This is a genomic window from Desulfitobacterium sp., from assembly GCF_982384815.1.
Genome location: NZ_CEVWNY010000064.1, coordinates 1 through 16528, shown reverse-complemented (window position 1 = coordinate 16528; position 16528 = coordinate 1). Strand labels below are relative to the sequence as shown.

Annotated in this window: 18 protein-coding genes and 1 other RNA gene; 6 read left to right on the top strand and 13 right to left on the bottom strand. The window is 43.9% G+C overall.

What is annotated here, in order from left to right; genetic code table 11:
* The 4 genes from AC1U9U_RS10505 to AC1U9U_RS10490 form a co-directional block, all read right to left on the bottom strand.
* The coding region (locus tag AC1U9U_RS10505; protein ID WP_479960515.1) for a tetratricopeptide repeat protein at positions 1-746 on the bottom strand (746 nt) is incomplete at its 3' end.
* A 165-nt stretch (positions 747-911) separates the two neighbouring features.
* Positions 912-1376 carry a Fur family transcriptional regulator gene (locus AC1U9U_RS10500; RefSeq protein ID WP_479960514.1) on the bottom strand — a complete coding sequence of 155 codons (465 nt, stop codon included), beginning with the start codon at positions 1374-1376 and terminating at the stop codon, positions 912-914.
* A 171-nt stretch (positions 1377-1547) separates the two neighbouring features.
* Positions 1548-1787 (bottom strand): YkuS family protein, encoded by a 240-nt coding sequence (locus AC1U9U_RS10495; protein WP_479960513.1) that lies wholly within the window; start codon positions 1785-1787, stop codon positions 1548-1550.
* Between the two features lie 67 nt (positions 1788-1854).
* Positions 1855-4179: a M28 family metallopeptidase gene (locus AC1U9U_RS10490; protein ID WP_479960512.1), complete on the bottom strand. Its 2325-nt coding sequence runs from the start codon at positions 4177-4179 to the stop codon at positions 1855-1857.
* Positions 4180-4348: 169 nt separating this feature from the next.
* Here AC1U9U_RS10490 and AC1U9U_RS10485 point away from each other — a divergent pair, with 169 nt between their 5' ends.
* Complete coding sequence (locus tag AC1U9U_RS10485; protein WP_479960511.1) at positions 4349-5398, top strand: phospholipase D-like domain-containing protein; 1050 nt, start codon at positions 4349-4351, stop codon at positions 5396-5398.
* 99 nt (positions 5399-5497) lie between these two features.
* Here the strand turns inward: AC1U9U_RS10485 and AC1U9U_RS10480 are convergent, their stop codons facing one another.
* The 4 genes from AC1U9U_RS10480 to panB form a co-directional block, all read right to left on the bottom strand.
* The gene (locus AC1U9U_RS10480) at positions 5498-6154 is read right to left on the bottom strand and encodes a histidine phosphatase family protein (protein WP_479960510.1); all 657 of its coding nucleotides are present in this window, start codon (positions 6152-6154) and stop codon (positions 5498-5500) included.
* 78 nt (positions 6155-6232) lie between these two features.
* Positions 6233-6410, bottom strand: a non-coding RNA gene (gene ssrS / locus AC1U9U_RS10475) — 6S RNA.
* Between the two features lie 52 nt (positions 6411-6462).
* The gene (locus tag AC1U9U_RS10470; protein WP_479960509.1) at positions 6463-6909 is read right to left on the bottom strand and encodes an IclR family transcriptional regulator; all 447 of its coding nucleotides are present in this window, start codon (positions 6907-6909) and stop codon (positions 6463-6465) included.
* A gap of 97 nt (positions 6910-7006) precedes the next feature.
* Entirely contained in the window at positions 7007-7840 is an 834-nt protein-coding gene (panB, locus tag AC1U9U_RS10465) for a 3-methyl-2-oxobutanoate hydroxymethyltransferase (RefSeq protein WP_479960508.1), read from the bottom strand.
* Positions 7841-8021: 181 nt separating this feature from the next.
* Here panB and AC1U9U_RS10460 point away from each other — a divergent pair, with 181 nt between their 5' ends.
* Positions 8022-8390 carry a TIGR04086 family membrane protein gene (locus AC1U9U_RS10460; protein ID WP_479960507.1) on the top strand — a complete coding sequence of 123 codons (369 nt, stop codon included), beginning with the start codon at positions 8022-8024 and terminating at the stop codon, positions 8388-8390.
* 85 nt (positions 8391-8475) lie between these two features.
* On the top strand, positions 8476-8931 hold the full coding sequence (locus AC1U9U_RS10455; RefSeq protein WP_479960506.1) for a formylmethanofuran dehydrogenase subunit E family protein: 456 nt from the start codon (positions 8476-8478) through the stop codon (positions 8929-8931).
* 56 nt (positions 8932-8987) lie between these two features.
* Here the strand turns inward: AC1U9U_RS10455 and AC1U9U_RS10450 are convergent, their stop codons facing one another.
* From AC1U9U_RS10450 to AC1U9U_RS10430, 5 genes are all read right to left on the bottom strand, one after another.
* The gene (locus AC1U9U_RS10450; protein WP_479960505.1) at positions 8988-9188 is read right to left on the bottom strand and encodes a hypothetical protein; all 201 of its coding nucleotides are present in this window, start codon (positions 9186-9188) and stop codon (positions 8988-8990) included.
* A gap of 216 nt (positions 9189-9404) precedes the next feature.
* A complete protein-coding gene (locus AC1U9U_RS10445; RefSeq protein ID WP_479960504.1) occupies positions 9405-11516 on the bottom strand; it encodes a cell division FtsA domain-containing protein in 2112 nt (703 codons plus the stop codon).
* Between the two features lie 62 nt (positions 11517-11578).
* A complete protein-coding gene (gene pfkA, locus AC1U9U_RS10440) occupies positions 11579-12550 on the bottom strand; it encodes a 6-phosphofructokinase (protein ID WP_479960503.1) in 972 nt (323 codons plus the stop codon).
* Positions 12551-12577: 27 nt separating this feature from the next.
* Positions 12578-13552 (bottom strand): DnaA/Hda family protein, encoded by a 975-nt coding sequence (locus AC1U9U_RS10435; protein ID WP_479960502.1) that lies wholly within the window; start codon positions 13550-13552, stop codon positions 12578-12580.
* A 132-nt stretch (positions 13553-13684) separates the two neighbouring features.
* Positions 13685-14194 carry a peptidylprolyl isomerase gene (locus tag AC1U9U_RS10430; RefSeq protein WP_479960501.1) on the bottom strand — a complete coding sequence of 170 codons (510 nt, stop codon included), beginning with the start codon at positions 14192-14194 and terminating at the stop codon, positions 13685-13687.
* Between the two features lie 151 nt (positions 14195-14345).
* On the opposite strand from AC1U9U_RS10430, the gene AC1U9U_RS10425 reads away from it, so the two are divergent.
* The 3 genes from AC1U9U_RS10425 to AC1U9U_RS10415 form a co-directional block, all read left to right on the top strand.
* Complete coding sequence (locus tag AC1U9U_RS10425; RefSeq protein ID WP_479960500.1) at positions 14346-15302, top strand: metal ABC transporter substrate-binding protein; 957 nt, start codon at positions 14346-14348, stop codon at positions 15300-15302.
* A 37-nt stretch (positions 15303-15339) separates the two neighbouring features.
* Positions 15340-16119, top strand: a complete 780-nt coding sequence (locus AC1U9U_RS10420; protein ID WP_479960499.1) for a metal ABC transporter ATP-binding protein — start codon at positions 15340-15342, stop codon at positions 16117-16119.
* The coding region (locus tag AC1U9U_RS10415) for a metal ABC transporter permease (RefSeq protein WP_479960498.1) at positions 16103-16528 on the top strand (426 nt) is incomplete at its 3' end. The genes AC1U9U_RS10420 and AC1U9U_RS10415, both read left to right, overlap by 17 nt.

The following is a 16528-nucleotide window of genomic DNA, read 5'->3' as shown; positions in this document are numbered from 1 at the left end:
CTAGGATCATACTTTAAGACTTGACGATATAAGCGAATACCTTTTTTATGTTCTTTGATTTGTACATAACAATAAGCTAAGCGAGCCTTAAGATCAGGATTAAAGCAATTACGCAAGGATTTTTCAAAACTATTGATGGCTTGGGAAGGCTGATCAAGCTGGAGATGAGTCTCACCCTTCATTTCCCAATAAAGTGCATTATGGGGCTTAAGTTCACAACAGCCTTGGAAGCAGCGTAAGGCTTCCTCATGTTCACCGTGATAAGAATATATTGTACCTGATCGGTAAATATTATCCACTTTTTTAGGATTAGTGCGTATAGCTTGATTAAGACAATCTACAGCGCCCTGCCAATCGCCTTTTTCCAAAAGACAATCGGCTTGCAGCTCCAGGTATTCAACTTTTTCCGGTTCAGTACTTAAGGCTTTATTAATACAAACCAGGGCCTCTTGAATTAGCCCCTGACCCAAGTAACAGCGGGCCATTAAATATTGAATCTCGCTTTCTTTACCGGGATATCTTCCCCAGATTCCTTCTAAATAATCACGAGCTTCTTGGTAAGCCTGATAGTCCATAACCTGCCTTACCGTTTCGAGTAAGGGCTTGTCCGAATCCTGTTGTAAAAGTTCAAGACAATACTCCAAGGATTTGGTTTCTTTACCTACTAATACCCAAGAAGAATTAACCAAGCGTGATAGCCATGAATATTCTCTAATCGCTTTCTTCTCCGTAGTGAGAGGAAACATAGGCGTCGCTCCTTTACCCTGTTTTGGGTATATTTCGAGGAGCTGGAATATTTTCCCTCTAATGTATTCCAAAAATCGTCCGCCAAATCCCGCTTTGAATCTTTCCCATTCAACCGGAGTCAAGAATGTTATGGTAAGAATTGCGGATATTAGTCAAGAAATGCCTTAGTCTACCGTAGTCTTGCATTTTTCACAATAGCCGTAAAATTTCAGATCGTTGTCAATAACACGGTAGCCGTAGCGGTTTGCTATTTCTGTTTCAATGGACTCAAGGTGATCATCATCAAATCCTAAGACCTTGCCACATTTGATGCATATCAAGTGGTGGTGGTGATGGTTCGTTTGTTGGTTAACTTCATAACGGCTGCGACCGTCTCCAAAATCATTGCGATGGAGGATTCCTAAATCTGCCAATAAATCCAAAGTACGATATACTGTAGCTAAACCGATATCAGGATTATCGTGTTTAACCATCATAAAGGTTTCTTCCGCACTCAAATGTTGATCCCCATGCTCTAAAAAGGCTTTAAGGATAATTTGCCTTTGCGGGGTCAATTTGTAGGAATGATGACGTAAAAGCTCACATATTTTGCTGTAGACTTCACCATGCTCTTCTTTTTTCCCTTCCACGGTCTTACCCCCATCACTAATTCTCCCTAGATTATAGAGCAAAACCAAAAAATTGAAAAGTAACCATGGAATGCTTTCCGGTTATAATAAAAAAATATTTTGCAGCCACAGGGGGAAAGACTGGAGTTAATTCCATCCAGTCTTTCTGATACTTTCGCAGACATTCAGCTTTTAAGATAGCCTATCCCTGAGGATTTCGACAATTTCCTCCGCGCTCCGGCCCGAGGCATGAATTACCGGAACATGAAGCCTTGCTTCCTCAGCTAAAATGTCCGTCCCATCGCCTTTAACAACGATTGCACTTATATTTCTTAATGGTTCGTCTTCCAGCGGCATGGTGTGAAACCCGGCCGTATGTAACTCTTGAACCACATTGGTGAGGCCGTCTTCGACAGCTATTTTTTTGTACATCAAAATCAACCTCCTCACCTATTATTCTTTCATGACTTAAGCAATCTATGCTGACGAAATTTCCCACTCAAAATTCAAAAACGTCTTGGTATACTTCTTCATAATTTGGCGAAACCTGAGGTATTTTGATCAGGTAGCGCGGAGATTGATCGGGAAAAACCACTTCGATACTGCATTTGATTGTTCCATCAGCCTTAACTTTCCACTGGATTGTGCCTTGATGAGGCGGTGTCCGTTCCAAAGTTAGAGAATAAATACCTCCCTGCTCTTTTCCTTCAAGGGTCACTTTACGCGGGAGCTTCGCCATCGGTACAAAATCGTCCATCTGACGTATGGCAAAAGGCTTTTCACTTGCTAATTTTATCCTTACTAAATATGGGTCGCGGCCATATTTCATTGACATATTGAAATTCAAGAGCCGTTCACCTGTATCTGTGACGGTTACTTTAGCTTGTAAGGGTGCTTTTTCAGGGGGAATTTGCATCACCAAGGTTTTCTTATCTTCACTGATTTGGGTACTCTGTGATTCCAGTTCCTTGATTAAATTTCGGGGAAGGGTATCGTAACCGGCAAAAGCAAGTTTTACTTCCCCGGCTTCAGTCCAAATTTTTTGGACTCTGACCGGCTGCGGATTGGCCTTATTATAACTGGGAAGCAATCCCGTCCCTAAAATGATACAAGTACAAGCAACCAGTGCCGGAAGCTCCAGCCTTTTAATCATTTTTTCCCAGGGCCTCTTGCCTTCTTCAAGGATGAATAAGCCGCCAAGGATAACCGGTATAAACAATAACCCATACAATAACACAAATAATAATGGATAAGCATGCACTGTCTCATAAAAGCTGGACCATTGCTGGGAATTTAACAATTCCCAATGGGTTATATAAATAAAGCAAGGACCAATTACCAATAGGATAAAGCTTGCGATATAAAGCAGTAGATTAAAGCATAATATCAAGAAAAGGAATGAGAAAGCTAAATCGATCCGATAGAGACCTAAAATAATACTAAGCAGAGCGAGCATGGCAGTGCCTGCTAACCAGTAGAGCTTTCCGCCTTTCGGTCTGGGAATTATCCTTAAGATTCCCCAAGCCAATACCATTCCACCGCCAAGAAGAATAACTCGGAGTGCTAAAAAGCTTGCCGGATAGGCCTGCCAGAGGATTTCCTTGCCCTTAACCAACCGCCAAAGAAGCTCACCCGTACCACTCACAAAGCTAACTAATAAGCTAACCAAAGGAATCCCTAAACCCATAATTAAGTATTCTTGGAAACTGCCCCTACCAAGCGGATCTTTGCCACGGACGCAACGGGCAATAAAGTAGACTGTCAGAAAAAGTGCAAGGATGAAGAAAATCCTCAGAGCAAGAGTCGGAATAATTAAGACAAAAGAGCCCAATTGGAAGGGTAAATAATAAGTATCCCAAGTCCTTTGTCCACTTCCCGTCAGCACTATCGAGTCAATCAGCTTCGGTATAAATTGACCAACCGCCTCTAAATTTTGCATGGTGACCTGCTCAATGCGATCTTCCGGGCGATGATAATAACCTTCGGCACGACCGGCAATCCCGATGCCAATGGCGGGAATCCCCTGGTCCAGAAAGGGACTGAAATCACTGCTTCCACCTTGGGACCCGTCCCGAGTCATAACAACGGAATCCCGACTCATATGAAAGGGAATCCCCTCTTGGCGGGCAACTTTTACCACTTGGCCAACCAATTCCGGTGGTGCAGATTTTTTCCCGGCAATATCAATTTCTAAGGGTGTACCTACCATATCTAAATTCAACATCCATTGAACGGCGGATAAATCACTTTGAGCAGCAAAATAACTGGAGCCAACCAGACCATTCTCTTCCGCTCCAAAGAAGACGATTTGATAGCTCTTATCATGCTTTTGTTGGCCGAGAATTCTAGCGATTTCCAGCAATACCCCCACCCCTGAAGCATTATCTATAGCCCCAGGCGCAGCAATACCGGCACTATCATAATGTGCTCCCAAGAGGATGGTTTCCGGTTGCCTGCCAGGTAATTCGGCAATAACGTTTTGACTGCTAATCACCTGGACTTTATTATCCGGCTTGAGGGGATTGGGATTAACGACAATTTTGCTGAAGGGCTGCTCCCGCACCTTCCAGCCACTTTGTTCCAATATGTAATATAAATATTGAGCCGCCTTCCGCTCATTTTTACTTCCGGCCGGCCGGGGGCCGATTTTTTCCGATAAATGCAGAATATGCTCATAAGCCTTATCCGCCGAAAATTCCGCCATGATATTCCCTGCAGCCGGGGTACTATATTGACTCAAGGGAGTCATTTTTTCTTGTGGCAAGGTTAAAGAACAAAATACAAACAGGACAATAACTAACACGAGAAATCTTCTTTTTCTCATCAAGATCCTGCCCCTTTACATTTCTGTGCTTTAGAATGTCTATGTGAAAAAGGGAAAATCTATACCTTTGAGATTTTTTACAGAACAGTCTTTATGTTATAATGATAAAGATACGGCAGGAATAAGGACGTATCTTTATCAAAAATATTAACATAGGAGTAGAAGAGCTATGAGGAAACGGTTGTTACCACTGATATTGATCCTTTGCCTTTTCCTTACAGGATGCTCGATTGATATTAAGAGCCTGTTTGTTAAAAAGGAAGAAGCCCCCATTTCCAATCTACCGGCAACCGCCCTGATCTTTGATGGTAAAGCCGCCCACGCCAAAACCACCGAGTTAATTAACTCTGCCCAGAAATCTATCTACATAGAGCAAAAGATTTTTTCCGATCAAACTATCAAAGATCTGATTATTAAAAAAGCTGCCGAGGGTGTAGAAATCCGTATTTTACTTGACCAATTTGAGACTCCGAATAAAGCTACCTTAAATGAATTGAAAAGTAATAATATATCCGTCCAGTACTACCCTGCGCAGAAAGGTCAAACAAATGAAGTAAAATTCCTAATTGTTGACTTAAAGGAAGCCCTGTTCTATTCCTATCCCTGGACCAGCGACGGATTCTCTTCCCATAATTTAACAGTTAACTTAACCGGACGCTCTGTTTGGATACTGGCTAATGTCTTCAATCGGGATTGGATCTTTACCACTACTCTTTCTCTGGACATCCCCAAAAGCACCGAACTAGAGGAAGATAATATTATTCCTGCTGCCAATGCCAATGTTAAAAAACAGCTAATCGAATCCATTAAAAGCAGTGAGCAAAGTATCTGGGCTATTGTTTCCCATGTAACTGATGACGAAACAGTCCAAGCTTTTATTGAAGCTGCCGGCAAAGGATTGGATGTGAAGCTCATCGTTGACTCAAAAATCATGCCCGGCAGTTGGCCTGGTACACTGGAAAGCTTGAAAAAGGCCGGTGTGCAGATCCGCTACTATAATTCCGGCTCCAATCCTCCCTTAAATCAAAATCTGGCAATTTTCGACCAAAAAACCTTTATGCTCAGCAGTTCCGGTTGGGGGTACAAATCTTTCGTTATGAATCATGAGGCCTCCATTACTGTCCCCTCACCTACCGCCAGCCAGGAATTGATCCGCCGGTTTGACCAGGACTGGCTAAAGAGCTCCACCGTTCCGCCTGTCGAGAAACCTAAACCATAAACAATATAGGAAACTTGCTTCAGGTGGAGTTTTAACTCCATCTGAAGGTTAGTTGACTTATCCTCGCAGTGGATAAACAAGGCTAGAGTAAAAACTACTCTAGCCTTTTTTATCGGTAAAACCACTGGCCGACTTTATTTCTTGATCCAGATGATTATGATCAGCAATTAGAATTGGTTTTATTTGACCATCTTCATAAAACTCAAAGATATTTACTGCCGTGTTATGCTGCCAGGGTACACCTTCCCACTGCTCTATCGGTATTCCTAAGGCTTTCTTCACGATTAACTGGAGAGTCATCCCATGGGTAACTACGCAGAGGGTTTCTCCGTCATAGAACCGTGGCAACTCCTGAACAAACTTCCAAGCACGTTCACTAACTTCCCACATGCTTTCCCCTCCGGGGATCTGAACTTGGTGAGGGCCGGTATCCCATATCTCGAAAAGATCGGGATAAAGTTTGCGTAAATCCCACCAATTTCTTCCTTCCCATTCCCCAAAGGACAATTCCCGCAACGCAGGATGTTGAATAATTTCAGCTAAGCCAAGCTCCCGGCGAATTTCATCCGCTGTAACCAAAGCCCTAGGCAGATCACTAGCGAAAATTCTCGTGATACCTTCCTTCTGCAATCGCCGGCCAAGTCTGCGGGCCTGCAGAACGCCCTTTTCCGTGAGGGGTGAATCCAAAGCGCCTTGAACACGTCCTTCAATATTCCAGAGGGTCTCGCCATGGCGCGTAAAAATTATTTTTATCATATTTTATCCTCAAATGAATTTTTTAATTTATATAAATTATAAGAAGAAAAGATAAAAACAATGGTAGGGAAATTCCCTACCATCCCCGCCTTGCCGTAAAACTCCAGGTTTCTGACCCCGCTCTCGCAGGTGGGCACCTGGATGAATTTCTCCATCTTCCTTTCAGGAAGGCCTGATGTACAAAATCCACCACATAAGTTCCCTTGTCATAAATAGGATCAAAACCAAAGATATTCTACGAACAACGCAGGATTTATATTCATTATATCACTTAAGCTTTAAAAAACATCATGAAACAGTTGGAAATTTTATTTGCGATAAAGTTTGTCTTCGATTTCTGCCAAACGATCCTGGAGTAGAGCTATGGTCATTTCTTGGGTACGGATTCTCCGCCTTAGTCCATCGATAAGATGCTCCAATTCAAGGAGCTTTGACATTGCATCTTTTTCATTTGGCGCCGATTCCGGCAGATCAAGGCCCTGGGGCTCATCGTTAAGGCCCTGAGAAGGTTCCGGCTCCATAAGTTTACCTGCCGGCAACTTGAATACACCGTAGCGTGTATTACGGCCAGGCTTAACCTCTAGCCATCCTTCAGCTGTTAAAGACTCAATAGCACGTTTCATGGTGCTATTAGCAGCTCCTGTATCCCTCTGAATTTCTGAATAGGATAATTCAAATTCTTTTCCGTCACTGCGTTTTGAATGTTTCTCGAAAAAATCCTTAAATCTTTGGCTGGTATTATCTCTTAAGGCCAAGAAACCATCTCCCCTGCCGGGTAAACCGGTATATTCTCACCTAATTATAAGCTTCTTTTCCAAAAAATCCAATTATAATGCAACTTTTTTTAATTTTTTAATCTCCGTATAGTTTACCGATAATTTCTTCCGCAATAGCAAAGGTATGTAATTTATCATCGGGAAATTGTCCATTTTTAACTTCATCGATATAGGTCTTAATTCCTGTCACAGCCTGGGATTTAATATCCCCATATTGTTTAACAAACTTCGGCTTAAAGCGATCAAACATTCCCAGCATGTCATGAATGACCAAAACCTGTCCGTCACAGCCTTGTCCCGCCCCGATGCCGATAGTAGGTGCATTGATCTCTTCACTAATCCGCTTGGCTAGCTCCGCAGGGATTGCCTCCAGGGTTAAGGCCATTATTCCTGCTTCAGCCAAAGCATGTGCATCCTGGATTAATCTTTTCGCACTTTCGAGACTTTTTCCTTGTACCTTAAATCCACCTAGCTGGGTAGCAGTTTGCGGAGTAAGGCCGATATGACCGACAACAGGTATGCCGGCTTGAACTAAGGCTTTAACTAAAGGGGCAAAATACTCTCCCCCTTCTAACTTTACCGCATCGGCTCCTCCCTCTTGAATCAGCCGCCCGGCGTTATGAAGAGCAAGATCAATATTTGGGTAACTCATAAAAGGCAGGTCTGCGACAACAAAAGTATTGGGGGCACCCCGGCGAACTGCTTTAGTGTGGTGGATCATATCCTCCACGGTCACAGGAAGCGTTGAATCATAACCCAAAACCACCATTCCTAAGGAATCTCCAACTAAAATCATCTCGATGCCTGCTTCTTCCACCCAGCGCGCCGTTGGATAATCATAAGACGTCAACATTGTTATCTTTTCCTTATTCTCTTTCATCCGGAAAAAGTCCGGGACTAATTTTTTCATCTTTCAACCTCCTACCAAAACCCACAACTACAACCAAAATATTTCTCTGTAACTTTATTATAGCACAAACTGCCAATTTTCAACCAATTATGCTTTAATTTAAAACTGAAAACAAGGGAAACAGGCCGCATACTCCCTCTTCCCCACGCATAGATTCTATTAGTTAAAGGAGGTATGAAAAATGCCCAAATCCTTTCACATTGGTTTAGTCGTTAAAGGTGTAGTGATTGCCGTCGGTATTGCCCTATTATTTTCCCTGCTTCTAGGTCTGCTACTTACCTTTACTCCCCTTCAGGAATCCAATTTAGCCCTTAATATCATTGTCGGGGGCAGCGTCTTTATTGCAGCGGTTATAACTGCCTATCGCGCCGGCATGAAAGGTCTTTTTTATGGGATTGGGATTGGGACCGGGTTTATCTTATTGCTGCTGCTGATATTTACAGTATTAAGCCCTGGGTCACCTGCCTGGCTAAGTATCGGGGAAAAATCCATCATTGTTCTGACCGCGGGAGCAATCGGTGGGATTATCGGGGTTGTGGTTAGAGGTTAGTAGGAGTAAAATATCGATTATTTTCTTTCAATTCCCTCCCAATAGGGTTAGAATAAAGTAAAAGTAAGTATGGGAGGGAATATTTATGTGCGTTGAAAAAACCCCCTGGGAATTGGTAATCGATTTCCACGGCCATACCTGTCCCGGTATTGCCCTTGGCTATCGAATTGCCCAAATGGCCCAACGGAATATGGGAATCAGACCTGCTCCAGACTCGGAATGTCTTGTTAAAGCCTTTACTCTTTCCTGTGCTATCGATGCCCTGCAAGTGCTAAATAAAGCAACCGTCGGACGGCGTGCCCTCATAATCGAAGAAACCAAGCAACATATTTATCAATTCCATTTTACAGGCAGCCAAGAAATCCACCAGTTTACAGTTTTCCCAGAAGTTCTTGAACATCTAGCTGCCCTAAAGAATCAGGATTTAAGCCCCAGGGCAAGACAAAACAAACTGTTGGAAACTGTTCAATATATCCTCACCCTTGAGGAATCCGCTTTCTGTCAATATGAAAAACTTCCCGGAGAATTAAAAAAATTGTAAGTCAAAAGGCTTGGTGATTTTTTCACCAAGCCTTCTAACATTGGCACCGACTCGTCTTAACGAGCATTTAATTTAGAAAAGAACTTATCATGTGAGGATGTATCAGGGAGATGAGCAAGACGTGGTTCTTTACCGGTGGGTTTTTTCGCATTTTCATAATAACTGGAATGTTTTGATTTACTGGTCCATCTGTCGGAAAGTAAGAAAATAATAAGGGCACCAAGAGCAAGAATACCCATAAGCCATTGTAATAACATATTATGACACCTCCACTATTATTGTATGTTCTCAACTCAGAATGTCAAGAGAACAAAAACAACCATTCACCTATAATTATATACCATTGAAGGATTTTTTGCTGACAAAAAATTTGCCCTAACCTATACTAAGTTCAAACACTCCTCTACCCTTTTCCACCCGGGCAATAGCCCATTCCCCATCCAAGATCTTGGTGGGGGTTTTTTTTGCGTTTTTTAGCCGGAAACTACCTTTTCCCAGTGAATCTCGATCCGGTCACCCGGTATGAGAGGTGTGGTAAACCCGGCTTCTTGGTTATTCCTTTTCATAGCAAGACGGGCATTAGTGGGTATACCTTGCGGAATATCGACATATGGAAGTAATTCAGAAAGTAACGGCATCGTATCATAACCCTCTACAAGTAGTTCCATGCCATCTTCCACCCGATCTTCACCGGCTAGGATTTTGCCCCGAGAAGTAATTCGGCAGATTTGGGGAGGATATTCAATCTCTTTACCGTTAACATAAAAGACTATCGGCCGGGGGCTCAAACCCAAGTCCTTAATATAGATTTCTTTCACATCGATTATCACTTCGTCCCCATCTTGGAGATTATGATCAAGAGCAACTAGCTGTTTATTTACAAAAATCTCCCTTTGCACCGCTAGAATCTGTTCCTCACCATTAACTTTAAACCGAATCTCCGGCAAGTTATAGATCTTATTCTCTAAAAACCCCAGCAAATCTCCGACACTTCGGTTGGGGAAGACGACAATTTTACTGCCGTCAGCGACCCAATCCTCTCTTGCCACTTTCAGGCCGTTGCAATAGATCAAGGAAGAAAAGGCCACCGGTTCTCCATTAACCCTGACATTTTTCACCGGCTCCGCCGTAATCAGTTCGGCAAAGGTTACCCGTGCTTCCCGTCCGGCTTCGGCAGGAATGAATCGTATCTTATCACCGGCTTTAAGCTCATGATCCAATTTAACTTCTTTTTCATTGAGAAAAAAGAGCGCCGGTTTACCGAATTGTCCTTTAATTATTTGCATTTCCCCATTGAGTTCAAAGGTCAAGGCCGCCCCAGGTCTGCCCACCAGGAGACGCGGGGTTATTCCGGAAGCCAGCAGCGCATCCGACACTGTAGCTAATTGAAGCTCGAATATTTGTACCGGGGTTTGGTTTACATAAACAGTAAAATATTGTAGACCTTCCCCTTCAATAGTCGAGATACCAATACCTATAGGTGTAATTGCATCCGGTCCCTTAAGAGTTTTCTCCCCAAGTACACTTTGCAGCCGCTCCCGAACCTGGATGCCTACTCGGTTTTGCGGTAACCCCAGTACCTCGGCAAGCGCTTCCGTTAGTAAAGGTGTCAGGCTGCCGCCACCAATAAGAATGACTGCGTGAGGATTGCCCTGGTTCAGCCGAAGAATTTCTTCCGCTACTTTTTGGGCTAATTCAATGACCACCGGGCGTATTTGTTCAAGAACTTCTTCTTTGTCAATACTGACTTTCATCCCTAGGAAATCCGTAAAGGTCGCTTTGGACTTCGTCCTTAAACTGCGTTTTATCTTTTCTCCCGTTTGAAAATCCACCAAAAAATATTGACAGATGTGGTCGGTGATTTCGTCCCCAGCCATGGGCACCATGCCATAGGCGAAAAAACTTCCGTTCTTGGTTATGGCAATATCCGATGTTCCCGCCCCAACATCTACCAAAGCCAGATTCATGCGCCGCATATCCGGTGGGATCGCCGCTCTTCCGGCTGCAATGGGTTCAAGGGTTAATTCCCTCATTTCCAGGCCGACCCGGGAAATCACCCCTGTTAACCCATCAATAACCGTCCTGGGCAAGAAGGTGGCAATCACTTTAACCTTAGCTTCTTTACCCCTTTGGCCCACCAGGCTGGACAAATTTTGTCCCTCCAGTAAAGATTCAATGGTACTATATCCCACACAATGGTAAGGAATCTCATCCTCTTCTTTTTGAATATCTCTTAAGGCCTGTTGAATAGCTTCCATTTCCAGAGCAAAAACATCCTCTCTTTCCCAGACAATGGGAAAGAGTTCGGTTTTTTGGGCCTCGGCTACAGCAGTCTTAAGGGCCCTTCCCGCAGCCGCTACCGAAACATAGCGCAAGGGACTCTTGATCTTCTCCTCAAGCTCTTTCTTAACCCATTGCACCGCTTCAACCACTGCCTCTATGTCATGGATCTGCCCATCATACATAGCCCGCTGGCGATGCTCCGTTTGTGCTCTGGCAACAATATGATAACCCTCTGAAGTTTTTTCCATAATGAGACCCATAACCAAACGGGTCCCAATATCCAATGCAAATACCTGTTCCACGCAGATCACCTCGAGGGCAAGAATTCGACCTCTTAGGCAATTTTTCCTTCATGGTGGTAACATTAAATCGCTAATTGGTTGGCTAAATCATAAAGGGCTTTATTAAAAGGCTTGGGGTCTCCATAAGCTGTCGCCAAAGGTAAGGAGACAACCTCATGACCAACACAAGCTGCCATTCGATCACTTTCTCCCGCACAGAGAATTTCAACCGCTTTACCGCCCATCTGGGAGGCCAAGACTACATCCGCTGCGCTGGGGCTCCCCCCTCTTTGGATATGGCCTAAAATAGTCACCCGCGTCTCAAACCCGGTCCGCCGTCGCAGCTCTTCGCCAAGCTTATAAGCACTGCCTCCCCCCTCGGCAACCATAATAATACTATGGTGTTTACCCCGCTGGTGTCCTCTTTCTAACTTAACCACGATCTCGTCAATATCCGGCTGTATCTCCGGTATGATAATAGATTCTGCCCCGCAGGCCACACCGGATTGAAGAGCAATATTACCGCAATCCCGTCCCATCACTTCTACGAGGAAGGTACGATCATGAGAGGTAGCGGTGTCACGGATTTTGCTCACCGCTTCAACCACAGTATTGACAGCCGTATCATAGCCAATAGTTAAATCCGTACCGGCAATATCATTATCAATAGTGGCCGGAATTCCCACAATCGATATCCCCTGAGCCGAAAGAGTTTGGGACCCCCGAAAGGAACCATCCCCGCCGATAACAATTAAGGCATCAATCCCGCGATAACGCAATTGTGCCGCGGCGTTCTTCTGTCCCTCGGTCGTCATCATTTCTTCAGAGCGGGCAGTCATCAACATGGTTCCGCCACGATGAATAATATCGGCTACAGTACCCAGGCTCATTTCTATAAACTCTCCATGAATGAGCCCTTCATACCCCTTACGGATACCAAAGATCTTAAACCCATGATATATACTTTTACGAACCACTGCCCGAATAGCCGCATTCATACCCGGAGCGTCACCACCACTGGTTAAAACAGCTACATTTTTTACCTCCTTAATCATTCCATTAGCCCCCCTTTTCCAAACTTTTCAAGAATGATAATTAAAATACCTGAATAGATCCTCCAGGATTTCTTTTACCTTCTGGTTCTCGCCTAAAGACTTTTCCATTTGCCGACAGGATTTGATGATACTGCTATGGGACCTGTTCAAAATTCGCCCAATCTCCGGATAAGAAAGCCGACAAAGAGTGCGTATAGCATAAATTGCCACCTGACGAGCCTCGCTTACGCTTGCTGTTCTAAGGGTACCAAAAATATCTTGAGGATCTATACCGGTTAACTCCCCGGCTTTTTGAATTATATTTTCGGGAGCAACCCGTTGCCGCTCTTTTCTTTTTCGCTCGACAAGATAGGAAGTCAGAGTTTGATGGTCTAAGGCCTCTCCTTGCTTATTTGCATATAGTACAAAGTCCTTTAATAAGCTTTGGGCCTGAGTAAAATTAACCGTTTCCGCTGCCATTCTTTCAAGAACCTTATCTTCAAGAATTAAATATTTAGTCCGGGAGTCTCCCTCCAGATATCTTAAAATCTCGCTTTGGCTAGGGGGCAATATCGGCAGGGTTAACCCACCTAACAACCGCGAAGAGAGTTTTTCACCAAGAAAGTCCAATTGAGAAAGCTCGCCGCGAAAACTACAGATAAGTTTGCTCTCCTTAGCGAAAAGTGCCTCATAGGTATGGTGCAACTCTTCGATGCTAAGGGGTTTTCCCGCGAAGGCTTCCAGATGATCTAGGATTAATATGGATCTGGAACGTATCCGCCGCCGAAAAAGGTGCAGGGTTCCCTCCTGTGCCCCCAGCGCATAATTCCTTATAAAAATTTTAGCATCCAAATATTCAATAGAGTGTTGAACTTTTAAACGCTGGCAGCAAGCATGCAAAAGAGTAGTTTTGCCAACCCCGGCCGGTCCGTAAATCAATGTGGAAAAAGGGGCAGTGACTGGAGAATAGCTTCTTAGGTAGTTTTCTGCCATTTGGTTAAATTCAGATGAGAGCCAAATCATAATCCTCCCCCCTCGGTAGAATGAAAAAGAGGGGGTAAACCCTCTCTTTTTGGTTACTTATGTTTCTGTATGACCTTGGCCATACCGCGTGTCAGCCTGAGCGTGCGAAGGATCTTTTTTCCGGGCAGGGATTTAGATATATTCAACAGTGACCTTCTTCATCCGTTGATCTTCGACGGGTTTGTCCCGATAATCCCGCTTGACATTAGCAATACGATCCACTTCTTCGATCCCTTTAATAACCCGGCCAAAGGAAGCATACTGACCATCTAAGTGAGGAGAATCGGCATGCATAAGGAAGAATTGCGAGCCGGCAGAATTGGGATTGGCAGTGCGGGCCATGGAAATGACTCCTCTTTCATGTTGGAGATCATTGCGGAAACCGTTAGCGGTAAATTCTCCTTTAATACTATAACCACAGCCGCCGGTACCATTTCCTTGGGGATCTCCGCCCTGAATCATAAAGCCGGGAATTACTCTATGGAAGATAATCCCATCATAAAAACCTTTCTCTACTAAGGAAATGAAATTCCGCACTGTTTCCGGTGCGACCTCAGGATAAAGCTCAACCTCAATTTGATTGCCATTTTCCATTTCGATAGTTACGACGGGTTTTTTACCATTTAAGTCTTGTTCGTTCACTGCGCATCCTCCTAAATCAGTTCTCTCCTGATTATAACCATTTTCCACCTCGTTTACCACGCTTAAGACCAATTTAAAAAGGAAAATTTGACATTTATTCTTTTCTGTACTAAACTTTCTTATTGAAACAATGTATCAATAAGGAGGACCTATGCGTTTATTAATAAATCCCAAACATTTACTGTTTATAACTTTGATACCCCTTGCTTTCTTTCTATTCGGCTGTTCAGGTGAGCAACCGGTCAGTAAATTTAATCAAAAAGTAGTAATTACCAGTATATCCCCTTTGGCTGATATTATTAAGCAAGTCGGCGGTGAGCAAATTCAAGTGATTAGCTTGGTTCCTACGGGTAGTGATCCCCACACCTACGAACCGGCCCCGAATGCAATTCGCCAGGTATCCACAGCCAGGATCTTTTTTGCCAACGGCCTTGGACAAGAAACCTACCTTGAAAAACTGGTTAAGAACTCGCAAAATTCTAACCTTCGGACAGTGATTCTTTCCGACGGATTAGAAATATTAGGGGCACAAGGCTCCCACCAAGGGGAAGAAACCCACTTTTCAGGGGATGGACATGAGCATGCTCAAGGAAATCCTCATCTTTGGTTAAATGTGAAAAACACCCAAGCATATGTAGAAAAGATCAAGGATGTCCTTATCGAAACTTACCCGGAGGATAAAGAAATCTTTACCGCCAATGCTGAAAACTATCTTCAAGAGCTTGAAACCTTGGATCAATGGATTCTAGAGCAAATTAACACAATTCCCGAAGCAAACCGCAATATTATAACTTACCATAACGCTTGGCCCTATTTTACGGAACGCTATGGCCTTACCGTAATTAGGCCCATCGTTTACGGAGAGGAAGCTGAGCCTTCTGCGAAGGATTATGCCCAGCTCATAAAAGCGATCAAAGAACATAGCGTTAAAGCAATCTTTGGTGAGGCAGGGTTTAATGCTAAGCCCATCCAGCAACTGGCCGGAGAAACGGGAGTTAAAATTGTCGACGACTTATACAACGATACCCTAGGGAATACCCCTGAGACGGATAGTTATATTGATATTATGAAACACAATACCAAGGCCTTTGTTAAAGCACTTAAATGATTTTATTACTTCTGTTCATTAGGAAGAAGGTTAAGTTATGCATCCCAACCGAACCTGCCGGCCATATGCCATTGAATTTGATTCGTTTTCCTTTGCTCTCCCTCAGCGGGATATTCTGTGGGATATCAACCTGCAGATTCCTAATGGTGCTTGTATTGGGATTATTGGCCCTAATGGTTCCGGGAAATCAACTCTTTTGAAAAGTATCGTCGGCTTAAACCGTGGCACCAAGGGAAGTATCAAAATTTTGGGCAATCCCCCTACCCAAGAATGGCGCCGTAAAATCCAATTGGGTTATGTGCCCCAACTAAAGTCCATGGATAAAGATTTTCCGATCTCTGTCTATGAAGTTGTGCTTTTAGGCCGTACCGGACCCCTCGGTTGGTTAAAACGCCCCGGAGCAGAGGATCACCGTATTGTCCAGCAAGCCTTACGCAAAGTCAATATGCTCAACTTAAAGGATCGCCCGATCGGCCAGCTTTCCGGGGGGCAACAGCAAAGAGTCTTGATTGCCAGAGCACTGGCTACCGAATCAAGAATTCTTCTCTTAGACGAGCCGGCTACAGGCTTGGATATCCCTTCCCAGCAAAGCATTTTTCGCCTCATTGAGGATTTGCATGGTGAGGGAATCACTATTCTTACCACGACTCACGATTTAACGGCACTTAAGTACCATCATTTTGATTTGATCCTTTGCTTAAACCAAACTGTAATCGCCTTTGGACGGCCTGATGAAGTCTTAGTTCCCGATATTCTTGAACGCACTTTTATGGGAAGCCAGTTGGGAGGAATTATCCGCAATGCATCTAATAACTGATCCCTTACAATTTGCTTTCATGCAGCGGGCCTTAATTGGAACGGTGGCAGTAGCGGTCCTTACCGCGGTTGTGGGAACATTTGTGATCCTAAGGCGCTTGGCTTTTATTGGCGAAGGCTTGGCCCATGGCTCATTGGCAGGGCTGGCAATAGGTTACCTGCTTGGGTGGAATTTATATATCGCCGGAAATATTTATACGATTGGGTTAGCCATGTTTATCGGTTTATTGCACGAAAAAGCCAAAGTAAGCCTAGATACGGCCATTGGTATTCTATTTTCAACCTCCATGGCTTTGGGGATAGCTTTAATCAGTTCTCAAAATTTTTACTCCACCAATTTAACCGGCTACCTTTTTGGCTCCGTTCTCTCTATCGGTACTTTTGACCTCCTAATCATCGTCCTTTCTACT